The sequence below is a fragment of the Shewanella sp. Isolate13 genome (assembly GCF_022398325.1).
In the GTDB taxonomy this organism is placed as follows: domain Bacteria; phylum Pseudomonadota; class Gammaproteobacteria; order Enterobacterales; family Shewanellaceae; genus Shewanella.
This window is the reverse complement of record NZ_JAKEVD010000002.1, coordinates 56,298-75,252: the sequence shown is the minus strand read 5'-3', so window position 1 is coordinate 75,252 and position 18,955 is coordinate 56,298. Positions and strand designations below refer to the sequence as shown.

At 46.0% G+C, this 18,955-nt stretch carries 23 protein-coding genes; 13 read left to right on the top strand and 10 right to left on the bottom strand.

The features are described from left to right. Positions 1-6: 6 nt before the first annotated feature. The 6 genes from L1D44_RS01510 to mlaF all read right to left on the bottom strand — a co-directional run bounded on the left by L1D44_RS01510 (position 7) and on the right by mlaF (position 3,387). The gene (locus L1D44_RS01510) at positions 7-258 is read right to left on the bottom strand and encodes a BolA family protein (protein ID WP_012156801.1); all 252 of its coding nucleotides are present in this window, start codon (positions 256-258) and stop codon (positions 7-9) included. A gap of 13 nt (positions 259-271) precedes the next feature. Beyond that, positions 272-565 (bottom strand): STAS domain-containing protein, encoded by a 294-nt coding sequence (locus L1D44_RS01505; protein WP_220769415.1) that lies wholly within the window; start codon positions 563-565, stop codon positions 272-274. After that, positions 565-1,224 carry an ABC transporter substrate-binding protein gene (locus L1D44_RS01500; protein ID WP_239888539.1) on the bottom strand — a complete coding sequence of 220 codons (660 nt, stop codon included), beginning with the start codon at positions 1,222-1,224 and terminating at the stop codon, positions 565-567. Before L1D44_RS01500 ends, L1D44_RS01505 begins: the two co-directional genes overlap by 1 nt. A 32-nt stretch (positions 1,225-1,256) precedes the next feature. Then, complete coding sequence (gene mlaD / locus L1D44_RS01495; RefSeq protein ID WP_239888538.1) at positions 1,257-1,727, bottom strand: outer membrane lipid asymmetry maintenance protein MlaD; 471 nt, start codon at positions 1,725-1,727, stop codon at positions 1,257-1,259. 75 nt (positions 1,728-1,802) lie between these two features. After that, positions 1,803-2,588, bottom strand: a complete 786-nt coding sequence (gene mlaE, locus L1D44_RS01490) for a lipid asymmetry maintenance ABC transporter permease subunit MlaE (RefSeq protein ID WP_239888537.1) — start codon at positions 2,586-2,588, stop codon at positions 1,803-1,805. Next, on the bottom strand, positions 2,575-3,387 hold the full coding sequence (gene mlaF, locus L1D44_RS01485) for a phospholipid ABC transporter ATP-binding protein MlaF (protein WP_239888536.1): 813 nt from the start codon (positions 3,385-3,387) through the stop codon (positions 2,575-2,577). The genes mlaE and mlaF overlap by 14 nt, the downstream gene beginning before the upstream one ends. A gap of 176 nt (positions 3,388-3,563) precedes the next feature. Between mlaF and L1D44_RS01480 the strand changes: the two genes are divergently transcribed. The 12 genes from L1D44_RS01480 to mgtE all read left to right on the top strand — a co-directional run bounded on the left by L1D44_RS01480 (position 3,564) and on the right by mgtE (position 13,159). Continuing rightward, positions 3,564-4,523: a calcium/sodium antiporter gene (locus L1D44_RS01480; RefSeq protein ID WP_239888535.1), complete on the top strand. Its 960-nt coding sequence runs from the start codon at positions 3,564-3,566 to the stop codon at positions 4,521-4,523. Between the two features lie 46 nt (positions 4,524-4,569). Next, complete coding sequence (locus tag L1D44_RS01475; RefSeq protein ID WP_239888534.1) at positions 4,570-5,547, top strand: KpsF/GutQ family sugar-phosphate isomerase; 978 nt, start codon at positions 4,570-4,572, stop codon at positions 5,545-5,547. A 1-nt stretch (position 5,548) separates the two neighbouring features. Continuing rightward, on the top strand, positions 5,549-6,100 hold the full coding sequence (gene kdsC / locus L1D44_RS01470; protein WP_239888533.1) for a 3-deoxy-manno-octulosonate-8-phosphatase KdsC: 552 nt from the start codon (positions 5,549-5,551) through the stop codon (positions 6,098-6,100). Next, positions 6,097-6,654: an LPS export ABC transporter periplasmic protein LptC gene (gene lptC, locus L1D44_RS01465; protein WP_239888532.1), complete on the top strand. Its 558-nt coding sequence runs from the start codon at positions 6,097-6,099 to the stop codon at positions 6,652-6,654. Before kdsC ends, lptC begins: the two co-directional genes overlap by 4 nt. Before the next feature lie 72 nt (positions 6,655-6,726). Continuing rightward, positions 6,727-7,266 carry a lipopolysaccharide transport periplasmic protein LptA gene (lptA, locus tag L1D44_RS01460; protein ID WP_239888531.1) on the top strand — a complete coding sequence of 180 codons (540 nt, stop codon included), beginning with the start codon at positions 6,727-6,729 and terminating at the stop codon, positions 7,264-7,266. Next, positions 7,263-7,994, top strand: a complete 732-nt coding sequence (gene lptB / locus L1D44_RS01455; protein ID WP_220769405.1) for an LPS export ABC transporter ATP-binding protein — start codon at positions 7,263-7,265, stop codon at positions 7,992-7,994. The genes lptA and lptB overlap by 4 nt, the downstream gene beginning before the upstream one ends. Before the next feature lie 137 nt (positions 7,995-8,131). Continuing rightward, a complete protein-coding gene (locus tag L1D44_RS01450) occupies positions 8,132-9,595 on the top strand; it encodes an RNA polymerase factor sigma-54 (protein WP_239888530.1) in 1,464 nt (487 codons plus the stop codon). Positions 9,596-9,625: 30 nt separating this feature from the next. After that, a complete protein-coding gene (hpf, locus tag L1D44_RS01445; RefSeq protein ID WP_220769403.1) occupies positions 9,626-9,913 on the top strand; it encodes a ribosome hibernation promoting factor in 288 nt (95 codons plus the stop codon). 2 nt (positions 9,914-9,915) lie between these two features. After that, the gene (gene ptsN / locus L1D44_RS01440; protein WP_220769402.1) at positions 9,916-10,359 is read left to right on the top strand and encodes a PTS IIA-like nitrogen regulatory protein PtsN; all 444 of its coding nucleotides are present in this window, start codon (positions 9,916-9,918) and stop codon (positions 10,357-10,359) included. Between the two features lie 207 nt (positions 10,360-10,566). Further along, a complete protein-coding gene (gene rapZ, locus L1D44_RS01435) occupies positions 10,567-11,421 on the top strand; it encodes an RNase adapter RapZ (RefSeq protein ID WP_239888529.1) in 855 nt (284 codons plus the stop codon). Beyond that, the gene (locus L1D44_RS01430; RefSeq protein ID WP_220769400.1) at positions 11,408-11,683 is read left to right on the top strand and encodes an HPr family phosphocarrier protein; all 276 of its coding nucleotides are present in this window, start codon (positions 11,408-11,410) and stop codon (positions 11,681-11,683) included. Before rapZ ends, L1D44_RS01430 begins: the two co-directional genes overlap by 14 nt. 111 nt (positions 11,684-11,794) lie before the next feature. Continuing rightward, the gene (gene mgtE, locus L1D44_RS01425) at positions 11,795-13,159 is read left to right on the top strand and encodes a magnesium transporter (protein WP_220769399.1); all 1,365 of its coding nucleotides are present in this window, start codon (positions 11,795-11,797) and stop codon (positions 13,157-13,159) included. 69 nt (positions 13,160-13,228) lie between these two features. Here the strand turns inward: mgtE and L1D44_RS01420 are convergent, their stop codons facing one another. Continuing rightward, entirely contained in the window at positions 13,229-14,020 is a 792-nt protein-coding gene (locus L1D44_RS01420; RefSeq protein WP_239888528.1) for a molybdate ABC transporter substrate-binding protein, read from the bottom strand. A 221-nt stretch (positions 14,021-14,241) separates the two neighbouring features. Beyond that, positions 14,242-14,916 carry an OmpA family protein gene (locus L1D44_RS01415; protein WP_239888527.1) on the bottom strand — a complete coding sequence of 225 codons (675 nt, stop codon included), beginning with the start codon at positions 14,914-14,916 and terminating at the stop codon, positions 14,242-14,244. Between the two features lie 454 nt (positions 14,917-15,370). Between L1D44_RS01415 and L1D44_RS01410 the strand changes: the two genes are divergently transcribed. Beyond that, positions 15,371-15,586, top strand: coding sequence for a transposase (locus tag L1D44_RS01410; RefSeq protein WP_220769396.1), 216 nt, complete (start codon positions 15,371-15,373; stop codon positions 15,584-15,586). Between the two features lie 146 nt (positions 15,587-15,732). Here the strand turns inward: L1D44_RS01410 and L1D44_RS01405 are convergent, their stop codons facing one another. Then, complete coding sequence (locus tag L1D44_RS01405; RefSeq protein ID WP_239888526.1) at positions 15,733-17,100, bottom strand: hypothetical protein; 1,368 nt, start codon at positions 17,098-17,100, stop codon at positions 15,733-15,735. Positions 17,101-17,310: 210 nt separating this feature from the next. Continuing rightward, entirely contained in the window at positions 17,311-18,834 is a 1,524-nt protein-coding gene (locus tag L1D44_RS01400) for a VCBS repeat-containing protein (protein WP_345773619.1), read from the bottom strand. Positions 18,835-18,955: the final 121 nt, after the last annotated feature.

Here is an 18,955-nt window from a genome sequence, read left to right as displayed (position 1 = left end):
CCGCGATTACATATTAAAGACTTTTTCACGCTTCCATTGTGTTGGCGTGAAAGCATTAATCGTAATAGCGTGTAGCTCACCGCTAGTGATGTGAGCCATTAATGGGCCGTAAATTGTCTGCTGTTGCTTCACTCGTCCCATACCGTCAAAGCATTCACCTACAGCGATAATCTTGTAGTGTGTCCCCTCTTGAGTCACTTTTACTTCCTCTAAAGAAAGTGCGTCTAAAAGGATGGTCTCAATCTCTTTACATTCCATGGAACTGTTCACCTTACTTAGCTTCTTCGATAAAGAAGTCGTTTAAATCGTATAATATAATAAATTTCTTAAGCTGCTCTGAAGGCGATATTAACTTCAAAGTCGCCCCGTTGGCGGCAAATATACTGACTAATTCCAGTAAAAAAGCCACGCCAGCACTGTCGCAATATTCAATACCAGATAGCTGCAAAAATGCGGTATCTGGCTCCAAAATACGACTGCGTCCACTCCATAGGCTGATCACCGCATCCTGATCTAACCGACCCGATACGCTGCAATTAATCCCTTGCTGTTTAAATGTTGCCACTAGCTCTTTTTCTCGTTAGCGTTCAAATCAATATGTTGATTTGTCTTCTCTTTCAGCATATCAATCACTGACTCGATCCCCTGCTGACGCACAAGGTTAGTGATCTCTGATTGCTTCGATGATAACAAGCTAACGCCTTCGGCGATTAAGTCAAACGCTTTCCAAGTACCATCTTTTAAACGACGGGCTTTAAACTGTAACTTAATCGCTGGGCGGCCCGGTTCAACAACCTGAACATTGACACTCACAAACTTCTCACCGGCAAAGTCTTCGGCTCTGCCATATTCTACTGTTTGATCGGTATATTCGGTAAATGCCTGAGCATAGGTCGAAATCAGGTAGCCTTTAAATGCTTCTACGAAACGCTCACGCTGATCTTTAGTGGTGTCCCGTAGATACTGGCCTAACACCTTATAAGAGGCATACTTATAGTCAACGTAGGGCATCAACTCTTCGGTCACGATCACCTTTAGGTGATCGGGATCGGCAGCAATCAGCTTTTCATCTTGATGAAAACGAGCAAAGGTCTTGTTAGCGACAGCCTCAACCAAGGTAAAAGGGTTGGTTTGATCGATATCGGTACTTGCGGCAGCCTGAGCTCCAACACTTAACAGTGCCATCATGGCAAACATTACGGCTCGATAAAAACCTTTAAACATGCTTTAACTCTCCAACTCTCTTCTTAAAAAGGCTAATCCTTTTTACCCATGCTATAGAGGAACTGGCCTATCAGCTCTTCTAGTACTAACGCCGAATGGGTATCTTCAATACGATCGCCATCGGCTAATAGCTCAATATCATCATCCATAAAACCTGGGGTGAGCCCCAAAAACTGCTCGCCTAATAAGCCTGACGTTAAAATAGAGAGAGTGCTAGTCTCGGGAAAATCCTGATAACGCTTGTCCATCGAAAGTGTCACTACCGGGACCAACTTTTCAGGATCTAGGTCAATAGCACTGACGCGACCCACTACAACGCCACCAACCTTCACCGGTGATCGCACCTTGAGCCCGCCGATATTATTAAACTTGGCATATAGTGTATAACTACTATCGCCCGATTTAACCTCAACATTGGCCACATTAAACACCAGCACTAGAAAGGCTGCCAATCCGGACAATAAAAAAAGACCGACTAGAATCTCAATTTTCCTTGTCAACATAACTCATTTACCACTCTATTCAATAAATCTAAACAATAATTAACGACTAGAAAACTCTCTTAATCGTCATATCAACTACTGGCCAAACATTATCGCCGTCAATAGGAAATCAAGCGCTAAAACCGCTAAGCTAGACTGGACAACGGTCTGAGTTGTCGCTCGACTGATCCCCTCTGGGTTAGGAATAACATGATAACCACGGTAAAGCGCAATCCATGTCACCACCACCGCAAACAATAAGCTCTTAATCATGCAGTTAACAATATCTTCCCGCCACTCTACCGATGCCTGAAGTATCGACCAGAAGCTGCCGCTATCAATGCCTTTCCACTCTACGCCGACTATGTGTCCACCATAGATCCCCACAGCCGTAAACATCAATGCCAGCAGCGGTAAGCTGATGACACCAGCCCAAAAGCGCGGCGCAATAATCTGTCTCAGCGGGTCAATCGCCATCATCTCAAGACTCGACAGCTGCTCAGTACTCTTCATTAGGCCAAGCTCTGCCGTTAACGCAGAACCTGCTCGACCAGCGAATAGCAGTGCCGTCACCACGGGGCCAAGCTCTCGTAACAAGCTTAGCGCGACCATGGGACCTAGGCTCTCTTCCGTCCCAAAGCCCACTAAAATATTATAGCCCTGCAGCGCGAGTACCATGCCGATGAACAAGCCTGAGACTAAGATAATCACCATCGACTGCACGCCCACCACATATAGCTGCTTTAATAGCAGCGGCGTACCTTTTCGAAATCGAGGGCGGTGCATTATTGCGCCCCATAGCATCAGACCGGCTTTTCCTAGCCCTATCACTAGTTCAATACTAGCCCTGCCTAATCGAGCAATTTGATCAATCAAGCTCACCGAGTAGTTCCTTCTTATAATCTTCTGCCGGGTAATGAAACGGCACTGGACCGTCTGGCTCACCACCAATAAATTGTCTTAACTTTGGATCTTCAGACAAACGCAACTCTTCTGGCGTACCGTGAGCAATGATACGTTTGTCGGCTAATACATAGACGTAATCTGCAATCCCCAACACCTCAGCCACATCGTGTGAAACCACGACTGAGGTCAGATTAAGCGCATCGGACAGTTCACGAATAAGCTTAACTAACACCCCCATAGAGATAGGGTCCTGTCCGGCAAATGGTTCATCGTAAAGCACCAACTCGGGCTCTAATGCAATTGCTCTGGCTAAGGCTGCCCGGCGCTGCATACCACCAGACAGCTCCGTGGGCATCAATTGCGCCGCGCCTCTGAGGCCTACGGCTTCGAGTTTCATCAAGACGATACGGCGAATAATCGCTTCAGGTAGCCCGGAGTGCTCCCTGAGGGCGAAGGCGACATTGTCGAAGACATTCATGTCGGTAAACAGTGCACCACTTTGAAACAGCATGCTCATGCGTTTGCGCAGGGCAAAAAGCTCACTACGGCTGCACTTATGTATGTCAACACCATCGAATTTAACCGAACCGCTATCGGGGGTTAACTGCCCACCAATAAGCTTAAGCAGGGTGGTTTTTCCGATACCACTTGGCCCCATAATAGCGGTGACTTTTCCCTTTGGGATCGACAGCGTCACGTCTTCAAAAATGACATGCGTGCCGCGGCTAAATGCCATATTTTGGGTTTCGACCAATGTTTTGGGGGTGTGAGTCATGCAAGTGCCCTGCATCTAAAATTGTGGAAACTTCCATTTTCCGTACAGGAAAGGGAGAAATTGTACGTAATTGACCAAAGAGGTACAACCAAATCGATACTATCTCACCTCAATACTTTCATTTTAATTCAATTACAGCGAAAATAAGCGGCTAGATCCCAACATACTAAGAATCGATGCTATTTAATATTTTTCTGTTAGTTGCAGGCTTAGGCGCACTAGTCTGGAGTGCCGACAAATTTGTTTATGGTGCAGCAGCCTTCGCCCGTAACCTTGGCTTACCGCCGATGTTAATTGGTTTAACGATTGTCGCCATGGGGAGCTCCGCCCCCGAGATGTTTGTTGCAGCCACCGCATCGCTCGATGGCATGACAGATACCGCTATTGGTAATGTTCTGGGCTCTAACATCGCTAACATTACCTTGATCTTAGGTATTACCGCGCTACTCGGAGCGATCTCCGTCAGTTCGCAAACCCTCAAACGCGAAATTCCAATGATGCTGGTCGCCACTGTCATTGTAGGCTACTTCCTACATGATGGTTTCTTAACGCGCATAGAGGGTGTCACCTTGTTGGTGATGTTTATCGGTTTAATGGGCTACCTGATTTGGCATGCATTGACCAATAAGAATCGTGATGCCTTGGCCCGAGATGCTGAAGAAGAAATTCCAGCCGATGTGCCTACACCGAAAGCCATTTTATGGCTGGTTGTGGGCATGGTATTATTACCTCTGTCGGCAGACTGGATGGTGCAAGGTGCGGTTGGGATCGCCAAGGCATACCATCTATCGGATCTGGTTATCGGCCTAACCATTATTGCAGTGGGTACCAGCTTGCCAGAACTTGCCGCTTGTGTTGCCGGTGTCTTAAAAAAAGAAGACGACCTTGCTATCGGTAACATAGTTGGTTCAAACTTATTCAATATTTTAGCAGTACTTGCTATACCAGGTATCATAGCGCCAGGCGCCGTAGATGCCGCGGCGAGTACTCGTGACTTTTATATGGTGCTCGCAACAAGCAGTGCACTTGCAATACTGATCTTATTAACGGGACGCGCCAAACAGCTAAAACCTTGGCATGGCGTAGTACTACTTATTACATTTATCGCATACCAAGCGTTACTTTTCTTATCTTAATCCTAGGTGCGATACGTTAAGCAGCAATTTAAAGAGAGACCAAGAAATGGTAGATGAACATCAACTACGCCAATGGGGTACCAAGGTCATCGATATCGAGAAACAAGCGCTCGATAATCTGTATCAGTACGTCGACTCTTCAGAATTTGCCCAAGCTTGCCAATTAATTTTGCAATGCACAGGTAAAGTCATCGTGATGGGCATGGGTAAGTCTGGCCATATCGGCAACAAGATTTCAGCCACATTAGCCAGCACGGGGACACCGGCATTTTTCGTGCATCCAGGTGAGGCCAGTCACGGCGACCTTGGTGTGTTGAGTGAAAACGATATCGTGCTCGCTATCTCTAACTCAGGCGAGTCGAGCGAAATCTTAACCTTGATGCCCGTCATTAAGCGCATGGGACTGCCTATGATCTCGGTAACGGGCAAGCCTGATTCCAATATGGCTAAGCTTGCTCAACTACACCTTTGCATCGAAGTGCCAGAGGAAGCCTGCCCACTAGGACTAGCCCCAACTTCAAGCACCACGGCAACCTTAGTCATGGGCGATGCCTTAGCCGTTGCCCTGCTGCAGGCTCGCGGCTTCACCCAGGATGACTTTGCACTATCTCACCCTGGCGGCAGTTTAGGTCGTAAGTTACTGTTAAAAGTCAGTGATGTGATGCATAAAGGCGTTGAGCTACCTAAAGTGCAAGATGATATCTGTATCACCGAGGCGCTATATGAGATCTCTAAGAAAGGCTTAGGTATGACAGCTGTGGTCGACAGCAGCAACACCTTAGTCGGTATCTTCACCGATGGCGATCTGCGCCGCGTTATCGATGCCGAAGTCAACTTACGCACCACTCCAATTGCCGAAGTAATGACTAAAGGCTGCGTCACTATTACCGAAAATGTATTGGCGGCCGAAGCACTAAAAGTGATGGACACCAAAAACATTAACGGCCTAGTGGTAATTAATGAACAGCAGCAACCCGTTGGCGCATTGAACATGCTCGACATGGTTAAAGCGGGAGTGATTTAACATGTCTCACCAAGGTTTCTACGGCCCGGTTAGCCAAGATGTTTGGCAAGCGGCGAGTAAAATTAAATTACTGATCTGCGATGTCGACGGCGTGTTTTCAGATGGTCTGGTTTACATGAGCAACAGTGGTGAAGAGCTAAAAACCTTCCATACTCGTGATGGCTATGGTGTGCGCTCGGTACTCACTAGTGGTATTCATGTGGCGATTATTACTGGCCGCAAATCACAAATCGTTGAAGACAGATTTACCGCCCTTGGCGTCACGCATATCTATCAAGGAGTCGACAATAAGCTGGCTCCCTATAACGAACTACTCGAGCTTTATAATGTAAGCCCTGAAGAAGTCGCCTATATTGGAGATGATATGGTCGACTTACCGGTTATGCAGAAGGTGGGCTTGTCCGTCTGTGTGGCAGATGGCCACCCTTACGTGAAACAACATGCCAAGATGACAACCTACATTAGAGGTGGCCACGGTGCCCTGCGCGAGTTGACCGACCTACTACTGTTAAGCCAAGACAAGTTTGACTCGGCCCATGGGATGAGTATATGAACCGCGTGACCCTAGCGATTATCGCCTTTTTTGGCACTGCACTTCTGCTCTACTGGCAAGTGCAGTCTAAGAAGAGCGAACAAGAGCTGGATATCGATATGAGTCAGCGCCCCGACTATATTATCGATGACTTACGTAGCGTCGAATATAACGAGTTAGGCTTAATCAACAGTGAAGTTTCGGCTAAACACATGGAACATTTCGATAGTGTCAGCATGACCTATTTTACTGAGCCTGTTTACCTTATTTACCCAGATGACGGCCAAGCTCAATGGCGCCTCAGAAGCGAAAAAGGCAGCCTGAATAAAGCCACGGGTAAGGTAGCTTTAGAAAACAATGTTATTATCGACTCGATTAGTCCGGAAGAGCCGATCCAGACGTTAAGTACCAGCTATTTAGAACTTGATCTGAATACGATGATCATGACCTCTGACGAAATCATTCACGTCACGGGCAACGAATTTGTCATTCAAGGTTTAGGCTTATACGCCGATCTGAATGCCCAGAGCGTTAAACTAGTCAGCCAAGTAGAAGGTATCTACGAAGCTAAATAGCGCTCAATTACATGAACACTTTTGCACTCGCGCTAAATTAAGCAAAGCGTACTTGCTGAGTAGAAGGACACTATGAAATACAATCAATCTATCCTTGCAGGCCTACTTTGCCTGTTGAGTTTCAGCTCTGTAGCTAAAGTCGATGACCTGCTACAAGAAGTTAAAATTGCAGCCGCAAGCCAAGAAGCCGATATCAAAAATAATCAGGTTATCTTCTTTGGCCCAGTAGAGGTTACTCAAGGCTCAATTAAGATGAATGCCGATGAGCTACGCGTATTCTCCAAAGCAGATAAGAGCGGTAAGACGCTAGTCGCTACTGGCAACCCAGCAACTTACACTCAGATGATGGAAGATGGTCGTCCAGCAACCGCTAGTGCGAAAGAGATCCGCTATGAGCTTGCAACCCGCACATTAACCTTAATCGGTGGGGCAACCCTAGAGCAAGACGGCAGCCAAGTTACTGGTAACCGCATCAAATACAACATTAGTTTACAGCAGCTTATTGCAGAAAGTACTGGCAAGGGTGATGACAGAGTTATCACTATTATTCAGCCTGAAACTTATCAGGAAGAGAAACCTGATGCGCCAGTTAAGAAGCAGGAACAGCAATGACCCAGATTACCTTAAAAGCGGCAAACCTTGCTAAAAGCTATAAGAATCGAGCCGTAGTACAAGATGTCAGCCTAACCGTAAAGACAGGCCAAATTGTGGGTCTGCTCGGTCCTAATGGTGCCGGTAAAACTACGACTTTCTACATGGTTGTGGGTCTAGTGCAAAGCGATAAGGGCAAGATCTTTATCGATGATGATGATCTTACTCTCGATCCTATGCACCTGCGCGCCCGTAAGGGTATCGGCTACTTACCACAGGAAGCCAGTATTTTCAGAAAGCTATCGGTTCGTGACAACATCATGGCGGTATTACAAACCCGCAAGGATATCAATAACGAGCAACGTGAAGAGCAGCTAGAACACTTACTCGAAGAGTTCCACATCACTCACATTCGCGATAGCCAAGGTATGGCATTATCGGGCGGTGAACGACGCCGAGTAGAAATTGCCAGAGCACTGGCAGCGAATCCAAAGTTCATTTTATTAGATGAACCATTCGCCGGTGTCGACCCGATCTCTGTTATTGATATTAAAAAAATTATTGAACAACTTAAGAGCCGTGGCTTGGGCGTACTGATCACTGATCACAATGTTCGTGAAACATTGGATGTGTGTGAACATGCTTATATTGTGAGTCACGGAAATCTCATTGCCGAAGGTACACCTGCCGAAATCTTAGACAACCAGCAAGTTCGAGCAGTGTACTTAGGTGAGCAATTCAGGCTATAGTTAATTAACAGAGTGGAAGTCAAAGCCCAAAACATAGAATTCATTTCTAAATAAAATCATAGTGTTGTGTTTTTAGGCTTCCTTCGCCAAACCAGCGAGCTTTAACGTTTAACTACAGTGTAGGGAATAGCGGTAAGATGAAAGCGTCACTCCAGCTCAAAATGGGTCAACAGCTCACAATGACTCCTCAGTTACAGCAGGCCATTCGCCTGTTACAACTGTCTTCTTTAGAGCTGCAACAAGAGATCCAACAAGCATTAGAATCTAATCCACTATTGGAATTAGATGAAGAGCAGTCAGACGGTGATATTGGCGACAATGAAGACCAGTCATCGAGTGATTCTAATAACGATCTTAATCAAGATAGCGCCAGCGTTGAAACCTCCGATGCACTGACTCAAGACTCCATGCCAGACGACCTGCCTATGGACACCACATGGGATGAAGTCTACACAGTTTCCTCAAACTCTAGCTCCGGTGTTAGCCGCGAAGATGATATGCCATTTCAAGGTGAAACCAGTGAAGGCCTATACGAACATCTTGAGTGGCAGAAGAACCTGACTCCATTCTCTGACAACGACCTTGCCATCGCTACCGCAATTATCGATGCGATTGATGAGCGTGGTTATTTAACCCAGAGCTGCGAGGAGATCCTCGAGGCCATGGGCGATCCAGAGACCGAGCTGGATGAAGTTGAAGCCGTTTTAAAGCGTGTACAACATTTTGATCCTATTGGCGTTGCAGCGCGCAACCTAAGCGAATGCCTACTGATCCAACTGGCGCAATACGCGGCCGATACGCCGCATATTGATAACGCTAGATTACTGATCAAAGATTACTTAGATCTGATCGCCGGACGCGACTTTAGACAGCTAATGCGCAAGACTAAGCTCAAAGAAGACGAGCTACGTGACGCTATTGCACTGATCCAAACACTTAACCCAAGGCCTGGGCTGGCGATCGCTCGCAGCAAAGACGAGTATGTCATCCCCGACGTTTCGGTTAGCAAGAAAAAAGGCCGCTGGGTGGTTGAGCTGAACCCAGACTATATGCCTAAGATCAATGTTAATCAGCATTATGCTTCTATGGCGCGTAGCACCACTAATCAGGCAGATGGACAGTTTATTCGAGGCCATCTTCAGGAAGCCAAATGGTTCATCAAGAGCCTAGAAAGCCGTAACGACACCCTACTCAAGGTGACTAACTGTATCGTTAAGTTCCAGCAAGGGTTCTTCGAGTACGGTGAAGAAGCCATGAAGCCCATGGTGTTAAATGATATTGCCGAAGCCGTTGAAATGCATGAGTCCACCATTTCACGAGTAACGACACAGAAATATATGCACACCCCAAGAGGTATCTTTGAGCTCAAGTACTTCTTCTCTAGCCATGTTGGCACAGATGATGGTGGGGAGTGCTCATCGACCGCAATCAGAGCGTTTATTAAGAAGTTAGTCGCAGCTGAAAACCAGAAGAAACCATTGAGTGATAGCAAAATGGCGCAGCTTTTGGCAGAACAAGGGATTAAAGTTGCTAGACGTACGATCGCGAAATATCGCGAAGCAATGCTGATCCCCCCCTCAAACCAACGTAAGAGTTTATAACTCAAAATTAGGCACTTGGAGGATCATTATATGCAAATCAACGTGACAGGACATCATCTAGAAATTACTGATTCACTTCGGGGTTATGTGGAAGACAAATTCACAAAGCTTGAACGACATTTCGATCAGATCAATAATGTGCAGGTTATTTTGAACGTAGAAAAAACGCAGCAAATTGCCGAAGCCAAAATTCACCTAAAAAAAGGTGAAGTATTTGCCACTTCGGAACATGCGGATATGTATGCTGCCATAGACTCCCTGATCGATAAGCTAGATCGTCAGGTTATTAAACACAAAGAGAAGTTAACTAAACACTAACGATGGAACTAAGTACCATCCTGCAGCCGGAATGCACCACCTGTGCCACTCCGGGCAGTAAGAAAAAGGTATTGGAGTTAATCAGTGATATTGCCGCTGTCCAATACCCTACCCTTTCTTCACAAGAGATTTTTGAAAGTCTGTTGGCAAGAGAAAAGATGGGTAGCACGGGTATAGGTAATGGTATAGCTATTCCACACGGAAGGCTGGCAAATATTGAACGTCCAGTTGCAGTATTGATAAAATGTGAAGATCCCATCGCATTTGACGCTATCGATAAGCAGCCTGTGGATATTCTATTTGCGTTGCTAGTCCCGTCCGAGCAGTGTGAGCAACATTTAGCGACACTGTCTTCGATGGCTGAGAAACTCAACGATAAGGCGGTTCTGAAGCAGTTGAGAAAGACCAGTAACGAGTCTGAGCTGTACCAAGTCATTACCCAGTAACACCTTACTCGGGTCTTTAAATTAGTCGTATTACTCAGATGAAATACTGACGGCTTAAAGACCTAAGTAATTATTACAGCAATATTATTTATCTTTATTACCCACGCAAATTCTTGCTTTCAGCCCTAAAAAAGTTGATCCTTACAATTGTGCAATATAATCATATAAAAACTAACATCAGTTTAAACTCTACCAGGTAATCATACGATGAAGCTTGTTTTAGTCTCAGGACGTTCCGGTTCAGGTAAATCTGTTCTATTAAGAATGCTCGAAGATCTCGGCTATTATTGTGTCGATAATCTGCCACTGCCTATGATGGGCACGCTACTTAAAGAGCTCTCGGGCAACACTCAACTGGTTGCGATCAGTGTCGATATTCGCAATCTTCCAGAAAAAGAGAGTGAGCTGACTAAGCATCTAACCAATTTGCCTGAGGGCGTAGAGCTATTAAGCTTCTTCCTCAATTCCAGTGATGAAGTGCTGCTTAAACGCTATAACGAAACCCGTCGTCTTCATCCCTTGTCTCATGATAATGTCTCACTAAAAGAGGCGATTGAGCTTGAGGGACGTTTACTCGAACCGTTAGCCAATATCGTCGATCACTATATCGATACCTCAAACCTGAATATCTACGATCTTAACGATCAGGTGCGAGAGATTTTGCTCGGTAACGTCGATAAAGAACTGATGATCAACTTTGAGTCATTCGGTTTTAAACATGGTATGCCGACAGAGGCAGACTTCATGTTTGACGTACGTTTTTTGCCTAATCCACATTGGGAACCCGATCTGCGCCCAATGACAGGTCTCGACAAACCTGTCCAAGACTTCTTGAATGAACGTCCAAGAGTCAATCAGTTCATTAAACAGATTGAGCAGATGCTCGAAGATTGGCTCCCCGATTTAGAGCGTAATAATCGCAGCTATCTCACCATCGCCATCGGCTGCACCGGAGGCCAACATCGGTCAGTTTATATCACCGAGCGCCTTGCCGCACACTTCCAAGGAGGCAAACATAAAGTCAAAGCCCGCCACCGTGAGCTAAAGAATGCCGACCATTAAACGTGAAGTCACTATCTGTAATAAATTAGGACTTCACGCCCGAGCAGCCACAAAACTTGTGGTGCTGGCCTCCGAGTTTGATGCCGAAATCACAATTATTCAGGGCGAAAAACAAGCCTCAGCGACAAGCGTATTAGGCTTATTAATGCTAGAGACGGGAATGGGCAAAACGGTTCAGCTAGTGGCTACGGGAGTCGATGCCCAAACGGCACTCGACGCCATCTGCCAATTGATTGATGCCAAATTTGATGAAGATAGCTAATCATTCATCATTTACTTAACGACTAAGTTAGTTATCACGCAAGTTATCACACACAAATATCCAGCACTTAAGTTATGATAAGCGCCTTTTAAAATACCCAGTGAGGGAGCTATGCCGATTGAAGTCTTAGACAATGAAACAACGGACCAACGTCTCAATCAGCTGACTCAAGCATTAGGCAACGGTATGTTTGTCCATGTCCGCAATATGTTGCAGGACATGGCAGCATCGGACATTGCTTTTATTCTCGAATCATCGCCACCTCGCACCCGTCAAGTGTTATGGCAACTGATTGACCAGGAACACACAGGTGAAATCCTCGATGAACTTGGTGAAGAGCTCAAAGATAGCCTGATCACCCAGATGAGTCCTGAGCGCGTAGCTAAAGCAGCCGCAAACATGGACACCGATGATCTGGCGTATATTCTTCGTAGCCTGCCTGACAGCGTCTACAAGCAAGTGCTGCAATCGATGACCAAGCAAGACAGGGTTCGCGTAGAGCAGGCGCTGTCTTATCCCGATGATACTGCGGGCAGCTTGATGAATACCGATACGGTCACCTTAAGACCCGACGTCAATATCGATGTGATTTTGCGTTACTTAAGAATACGCGGAGAGCTGCCAGATGCGACAGATATGCTGTATGTGGTAGACAAGCACGACAGAGTGCTTGGCGGTGTGCGTATAGCCGATCTGCTGACCTGTAACCCCGATGCCTCGGTGCGGGAAATCATGATCTCCGATCTTGAAGGGATCCCGGTTGGTATGTCTGACAGCGAAGTCGCGCAACTGTTCGAACGTCACGACTGGGTTTCGGCTCCTGTTATCGACGATAACAATAAGCTATTGGGGCGTATCACCATCGATGACGTGGTCGATGTGATCCGTGAAGACGCCGAACACTCGATGATGGGTATGGCGGGTATGGATGACGATACCGATACCTTTGGTCCTGTGTTAAAGAGTACCTTTCGCCGTTCACTTTGGCTAACGGTTAACTTATTCGCTGCCCTCTTAGCTGCCTCTGTCAGTAACATGTTTGAAGGCACGCTGGAACAGTTTGCCACCATCGCTATTTTGATGACCATCGTACCTAGCATGGGCGGCGTGGCTGGTAACCAAACCTTAGCACTGGTTATTCGTGGTATCGCCCTTGGCCAAATCGGTCAAAGTAACTCCCGTTGGTTGATAGGTAAGGAGCTAGCTATTGGCTTCCTAAACGGGCTTCTGTGGTCTGTTCTCGTCTTTGGTGCTGTCTGGGCTTGGAAAGGCGATATGGCGCTTGGTGCGCTTATTGGAGGGGCTATGCTTATCAATATGACGGTGGCAGGCCTTGCTGGTGCTAGCATTCCACTCATACTGAAGAAGATGAATATCGACCCAGCGCTCGCTGGCGGTATGGTGCTAACCACAGTAACCGATGTCATAGGCCTATTTGCCTTCCTAGGGCTAGCAACCGTTTTCTTAATGCATTAACCATTAGTATCAAGTAGATAAAAGGCCGCAATCGCGGCCTTTTTCTTTTTAACTCATGTATCAGAGCCACTACTGCTTAAGCGGTGCATCGAAGCCGTAGTCAGCAAGAATAGCTTGCCCGGGTTCTGACAGAATATACATGGCCAATTTCCAGGCTTGAGGCTCAGCGTCATCTAATACGATCAAGCCATAATTAGCACCGACTGATAAAGGGGCGGGCATCTGCACTATCTGCAGATCTTTCACCTCTTTTTGCGCCAGTACTGCATTGGTGCAATAAGTGAGAAACAGATCGGCACGCTTATTTTCCATCACCCAGCCATAGGTGTTACGGCCCTTGGGTGCTTTTGCACTTTTCTCACCACCTGTGAGCTGCAGTGCTTTTTGTTCAAGCTGCGCCTTAGCGCCAGCCTGTAATGCGTCAGCCTTGGCGAAAATCTTCCAAGCATAGTCTCCCGACGGATCGGCCTTTGGTGTAGAGGTACCCACACGCACATTTGGGTCTAACATAACAGCGAGCAGGCCTTCACTGTCGAGTTTAACGTTTGGCTGAGCGATGGCGCACATCTGATTGCGGGCAAACATCACCACACTGTCACCTTTACCTGCAGCCTTTAATGTTTGAGGGTGCTTCATGTTTGCAGACGCGAATACACCAACCTGTTCGCCAGACTCAATACGTTTACGTAGTAGACCCGATGGTCCGTAATCGGCGTGAACCTGTTGCTCACTCTCCTGTTGATATGCCGCAACAATGTCATTCATCGCATTTTTTAAACTACCAGCAGCTCTTAGCTCAATAGGATCTGCGTTGGCAACAACAGGCAAAGCCAACAGCGACACTAAGATCCATTTCTTCATTATTTTTCCACCGTTAGAAAGTTAATTATCAATTACAAGTATTTATACCAATGAAAAAACATCTAACGCTAAATAACAATGTCTGTTCTTCGCGGGGTTTACCCAGTGTCTAACAGCGAGAGTTCTGTCACCTAGCCAGTCAGTTATCCAGACAAAAAGTCCCACCTTACGCCCATAAAAAAAGCCACTCTTGAGTGGCTTTTTAGGCTTAAGACGATAGCTTAAGCTTGAGGCATAGGGCTTAAGATTATCTCTACGCGGCGGTTTTCAGCACGGCCCTGCTTAGTTTGGTTAGAGGCAATTGGCTTTGACTCTCCCATACCGTGAGAAGCTACGCGTTGAGCAGGAACCTTATGATTCGTTAGATAATTTGCCACCTCACTCGCACGTACTTGAGACAGTCTTAAATTATAAGACTCGGCGCCAGAGCTATCGGTATGGCCCATGACATTCAGCTTAGTCTCATCATACTCAAGCGCCACCAGCACCACACTGTTAAGCACCTGTTGAGCACGTTGACTCAAGTCCGTTTGATCCACACCAAAAGTCACATCATTTGGCATGTTCAAAATAATATTGTCGCCACTACGGGTCACGCTAACACCCGATGATTGTAACTGCTTACGCAGCTCCGCTTCCTGAACATCCATGTAATAGCCGATCCCGCCACCAAGTGCAGCGCCCGATGCAGCCCCGATCAACGCACCTTTACCTCGATCACTCTTACTCGAAGAAGCAACACCGATTGCTGCACCAGCGATAGCACCAATTAAGGCACCGTTAGTCGCTTTGGCATTTTGAGATTCGTTAGTATAAGGATTGGTTGTCTGACAACCAGAGACCAACATGGTGGCAATTAAGCCACCAATCAGAAAAGAACTGCGTTTTACACTCATTTTTTACTACCCCTAACAGCCCTTGCCTTCGGCAAAAGCGACCACGATTAAGTTGTATTTTTAAAGCAGTATATAAAGCACGGCGAATTAGACAATGGTCACGCCGTTAACTGGTTTAAAAACAAACAAATTAGCCAGCTTTCTTAAGCGGCCCTTGCACCACCGTGGTGCGCATGCGCACCTTTTTAGGGCGAACAAAATACGGCTTATTGCACCAAAGCTGACTAACGAGCTTTAACCATATGAAATGTAATGAATAAAAATACCAAACCAACTTGGCACGTCTTAAGCATACTCATTATTGAGTATTCGCTGGCTAAAAAAATAATTAATAACAATGCTCAGCGAATAACGACAGGAGCAGGCTAAAACCCTTTGTCGATGGAATTCCGTCACCACACTCAAAGACGCACAAACCACTGATGTCTAAACATTAGAATGAGAGAAAAATACGATGGATGCTATCAACCTTAACCTCAAAGTAATTAACGAAGTCAAAAATAACGGCCGTTTATTATCGGACGTTGCCAAAGACTATGGCCTATCGACTAAAACCGTTTATCAGATTGTTCAGGAAAGTGAGCAAAGAACCAGTCAAGGTTCACTGCCAATTCTGAAACAGACTAAGCAGCTAAGTTTACGTATTAAACAACTGCTCAGTCGTCGCTAGATTTAACAGGCTGTACCCTGTTAAGCAGAGGCGGGAAACACAACTTTCGCCTCAACGAAATCAAAAATTAACGCGCTAACTCTATATAAATAAAATACGCTTAATGTGAATTTCGCCTCTGCACCCCATCTTGAGTTCAACACCGACTACTGGAAAGTGGCTAGTCGGTAACCTAGTGGCTCGGTATCGTCTGGATTCAACACCATGGTGTAGTTACCGGCTTGATTAAACTGTACGACATCTGACTGATATAGAAGAGTTAAGGTATCGTTTTCATCTTTAAATACCACACTTATCTCATAGTCATCCGACGGCAAACTAATGCTACTCAGCTCGGTAAACTCAACCCCTGTTAACTTATATTCTGCCGACTCAATAGTCTCACTCGAGCGCACAAAATAGATCATCAGTTCCTCAAACTCCGGAACAAGATTGGCCAAGCTGATCTGATGCTCAAATGCTCTTGGTCGATGATCGTGGGTGATGGTCATGCCCTTTGCTTCACCTAACTCATCCTCATAAACCACAATGGTTTTACTCTCATCCTGGTTAAAGGTGATCAATAGGTTATTGGCTAATACTTGGTTGCTTGCGCTGTTAGTAATGGTAACGCCATAGTCGTTGTAGCCTATATCTTTAAACTCAGTGAGTTGATTCGGCTTTAGCTCGTATAGGTACTGGGACTCCTGATTACTGACAAGCTCAGCATCGATCGTGTCGGTATTATTGAGTCCATTAAAAACACGATACTCTGCATTGGCATCAATATTGACATAGGGATCAGGCGTGCCAGAAGAGTCCACATTATCGACTATGATCTTAGGCGTCCCAGGACCAAAGCTATTGCGAATAATGAACTTGTATACCGTATTATCGGTCAGCTCCAGTGCGGCGGTGGTAAACACAGGTTCGGCTTGCCCACTTTCGGTGAGATACAGTACATACTCACCAGTATCGAATATCAGACCATCGCTGTGACCTTTATAGCTAATGGCGTCCAGCATGATCGCCGAACTAAACGCTTGCCCCTGTTTGCCCAAATAGAGGTCAAAACTAGGCTCACCCATCGCAGCATGGGCGATTAACACCTGCATCTTGCTATAGTCGCCACTTTCATCACTATTGAGTTCATCCATTTCGCTGCGGCTGTAGACGATATCGACTAACTCAGGCTCACTATAATCACCGACTAATATAAAAAGATGGTTATCAGCATCCCTCAGCTCTATCGTCGATTGATAGATATTCAGCTCTTCGCCTTGGGCATCTAAGCCTGTGATCTCAAGTTCGCTCGTTCCCGTCCCGTACTCATACCTAGGTAAGGAATCGGCAAAGCTCACCGACGAGTAAGCATACCCATCCAGTACCAGCGCAGTCGAGGTGCTGTTTGCCGATCCGTTGTAATATTGGATAAAGCTACCGCTGCTGGTTGATTCGCTGTCATCTGAGCTGCAAGCGACAACCGTCGCCATTACTACTGATAAACCGATATAACGCCATGGTGTTTGTTTCATCTATCTTCCTTAATTAATTCGCAATATGTGCACCTCTTATGACCTAAGGTTTGCGTCAAGAACTGTCAGATAGTGAAATAAACGGCAAGTATATGAATAGCTTTGTAAATTAGTGTGAACTTAATAAAGCCTCACTTTAAGCATGCTGACTTCAATAAAAAAGCGACCCTATTCGGGTCGCTTATCATTTATCTAAGCCGAGGGCAGAGGCTAGCTCGCTAATAGCACTATGAATTGCCTAGAGAGTTTTTTATCGTCTTGTCGACCATACTTGATTAGCAGATCCTCTCGCCCATCACCATTGAGATCATCGCTTATCAACATCTTGCCATCCACTGGCAATTGCAAGCGATGCTTCTCGGGATCGGAACCAAATAGGCGCTTGCCCGATTGACCCAAATAGATCTTTAGTGTCGATTCATCTTCCGACAATAAAAGATCTTTAAGGCCATCGCCGTTAAGATCCGCAAGCTTAACTACTGGCGTGCCCGCTTGCCCCGAACTGAAGCTAAAGCTTAGCTCAACTTCTTTGGTCACATTGGAGTCATCACTAAATCGACCGCTAGAGTCCATCTTAAACAGATGCACATCTTGATCGATACTGCCCGAGAGTAGCGCGCCGATAATTTGCGATACCCCAATATCAAACCCCGCCACCATCACTTCATCCCGCTCATCGCTATCGATATCGATAAACTCCAAACCAGTAAGTGTCCCTTCGGCTTTAATCACACTGCTCGCCGTCTTGGGGAAAACCAAGGCGCCTTTCTGACTCTCACCGAGGTAGATCTCATAATCATTTACTCTGTCGAAAACACCACTGCTTTTGGTGTAGCGGATCACCATATCGGTCACCCCATCGGCATTAAGATCTTTAAGCTGCTCAACCTTGCGATAAACCAGCTCACTCTGATCTAACTGCTCACCGTAGGCATCGCGCTTGTTCCACCAATCGATACCACTGATAGGCTGGCGTACCGAAATGTATTCGGCAACCTGATCGAAGCCTTTAGTCTGGGTCTGCTTATAAACTTCCAACTCTCCCTCGCCAATCTTAACGATATCCGCCAAGCCATCGAGGTTAACATCACTGATATAAAGCTTAGATTGAGTATAGGTGGCGCCATCGTCAAATAGACGAGACTGCGGCTTTATCGGCAGAGTCTGACGCTCAAAGCCTTGCTCTTTAGCCAAAAAAAGATGCAACTGATTAAAATCATGGATCAAGATATCGTCTAAGAGATCACCATTGAGATCCTGAATAAACTCACCACGACTGATGAAGTCTGGCCGCTCTTTAAAAGATAGTGAACTGATCTTGGCCACCGTTTCAATATATAACTTAGAGCTATTCTCTTTACTCACGAGAAGCTGTAGCTCATCTTGAGATAGGAAATACAACTGTTGTAATTTACCGGGCACAAACTCTGTGATGTCAAAACTATGTAGCTCTTGGGGCAGCGCTCGCTTCATTGTGAGTTGGTATCGTCCCCTTTCAAACCCATAGATAGCCATCCAGCGCTGACTCAAACCATCGACACCAAATACCACTAACTCTTTACCCGCCTCAGGCAGCAGATCGGCAGCGATGATGGGGTGAGTCAGCTCAAAAGGGGCATCGATTGCCATTTCAGTAAAGCTTAACGATGGCTCGGAGGCCGCTAAAGCCGATAGTGGTAATGTCGACGCAGCCAGTAGATAAGAAACGCCGCCTCCAATTAAAACCGATCTCATATTGAAGAACTTCATGTTAACCATTACCTCATCCATAAATACTATAGAGAGTGAAACTAGCGGTTTTCTAGCCGGAGTAAAACCACTAGTTAACAGTTTGTAACATAAGCCCGAGTATTTT

What these genes read in the sequence shown, in the direction of transcription:
- L1D44_RS01510 (WP_012156801.1), bottom strand. Translation starts at nt 258, where the DNA reads ATGGAATGTAAAGAGATTGAGACCATCCTTTTAGACGCACTTTCTTTA.
- L1D44_RS01500 (WP_239888539.1), bottom strand. Translation starts at nt 1,224, where the DNA reads ATGTTTAAAGGTTTTTATCGAGCCGTAATGTTTGCCATGATGGCACTG.
- mlaD (WP_239888538.1), bottom strand. Translation starts at nt 1,727, where the DNA reads ATGTTGACAAGGAAAATTGAGATTCTAGTCGGTCTTTTTTTATTGTCC.
- mlaF (WP_239888536.1), bottom strand. Translation starts at nt 3,387, where the DNA reads ATGACTCACACCCCCAAAACATTGGTCGAAACCCAAAATATGGCATTT.
- L1D44_RS01480 (WP_239888535.1), top strand. Translation starts at nt 3,564, where the DNA reads ATGCTATTTAATATTTTTCTGTTAGTTGCAGGCTTAGGCGCACTAGTC.
- L1D44_RS01475 (WP_239888534.1), top strand. Translation starts at nt 4,570, where the DNA reads ATGGTAGATGAACATCAACTACGCCAATGGGGTACCAAGGTCATCGAT.
- kdsC (WP_239888533.1), top strand. Translation starts at nt 5,549, where the DNA reads ATGTCTCACCAAGGTTTCTACGGCCCGGTTAGCCAAGATGTTTGGCAA.
- lptC (WP_239888532.1), top strand. Translation starts at nt 6,097, where the DNA reads ATGAACCGCGTGACCCTAGCGATTATCGCCTTTTTTGGCACTGCACTT.
- lptA (WP_239888531.1), top strand. Translation starts at nt 6,727, where the DNA reads ATGAAATACAATCAATCTATCCTTGCAGGCCTACTTTGCCTGTTGAGT.
- lptB (WP_220769405.1), top strand. Translation starts at nt 7,263, where the DNA reads ATGACCCAGATTACCTTAAAAGCGGCAAACCTTGCTAAAAGCTATAAG.
- L1D44_RS01450 (WP_239888530.1), top strand. Translation starts at nt 8,132, where the DNA reads ATGAAAGCGTCACTCCAGCTCAAAATGGGTCAACAGCTCACAATGACT.
- hpf (WP_220769403.1), top strand. Translation starts at nt 9,626, where the DNA reads ATGCAAATCAACGTGACAGGACATCATCTAGAAATTACTGATTCACTT.
- ptsN (WP_220769402.1), top strand. Translation starts at nt 9,916, where the DNA reads ATGGAACTAAGTACCATCCTGCAGCCGGAATGCACCACCTGTGCCACT.
- rapZ (WP_239888529.1), top strand. Translation starts at nt 10,567, where the DNA reads ATGAAGCTTGTTTTAGTCTCAGGACGTTCCGGTTCAGGTAAATCTGTT.
- L1D44_RS01430 (WP_220769400.1), top strand. Translation starts at nt 11,408, where the DNA reads ATGCCGACCATTAAACGTGAAGTCACTATCTGTAATAAATTAGGACTT.
- mgtE (WP_220769399.1), top strand. Translation starts at nt 11,795, where the DNA reads ATGCCGATTGAAGTCTTAGACAATGAAACAACGGACCAACGTCTCAAT.
- L1D44_RS01420 (WP_239888528.1), bottom strand. Translation starts at nt 14,020, where the DNA reads ATGAAGAAATGGATCTTAGTGTCGCTGTTGGCTTTGCCTGTTGTTGCC.
- L1D44_RS01415 (WP_239888527.1), bottom strand. Translation starts at nt 14,916, where the DNA reads ATGAGTGTAAAACGCAGTTCTTTTCTGATTGGTGGCTTAATTGCCACC.
- L1D44_RS01410 (WP_220769396.1), top strand. Translation starts at nt 15,371, where the DNA reads ATGGATGCTATCAACCTTAACCTCAAAGTAATTAACGAAGTCAAAAAT.
- L1D44_RS01405 (WP_239888526.1), bottom strand. Translation starts at nt 17,100, where the DNA reads ATGAAACAAACACCATGGCGTTATATCGGTTTATCAGTAGTAATGGCG.
- L1D44_RS01400 (WP_345773619.1), bottom strand. Translation starts at nt 18,834, where the DNA reads ATGAGATCGGTTTTAATTGGAGGCGGCGTTTCTTATCTACTGGCTGCG.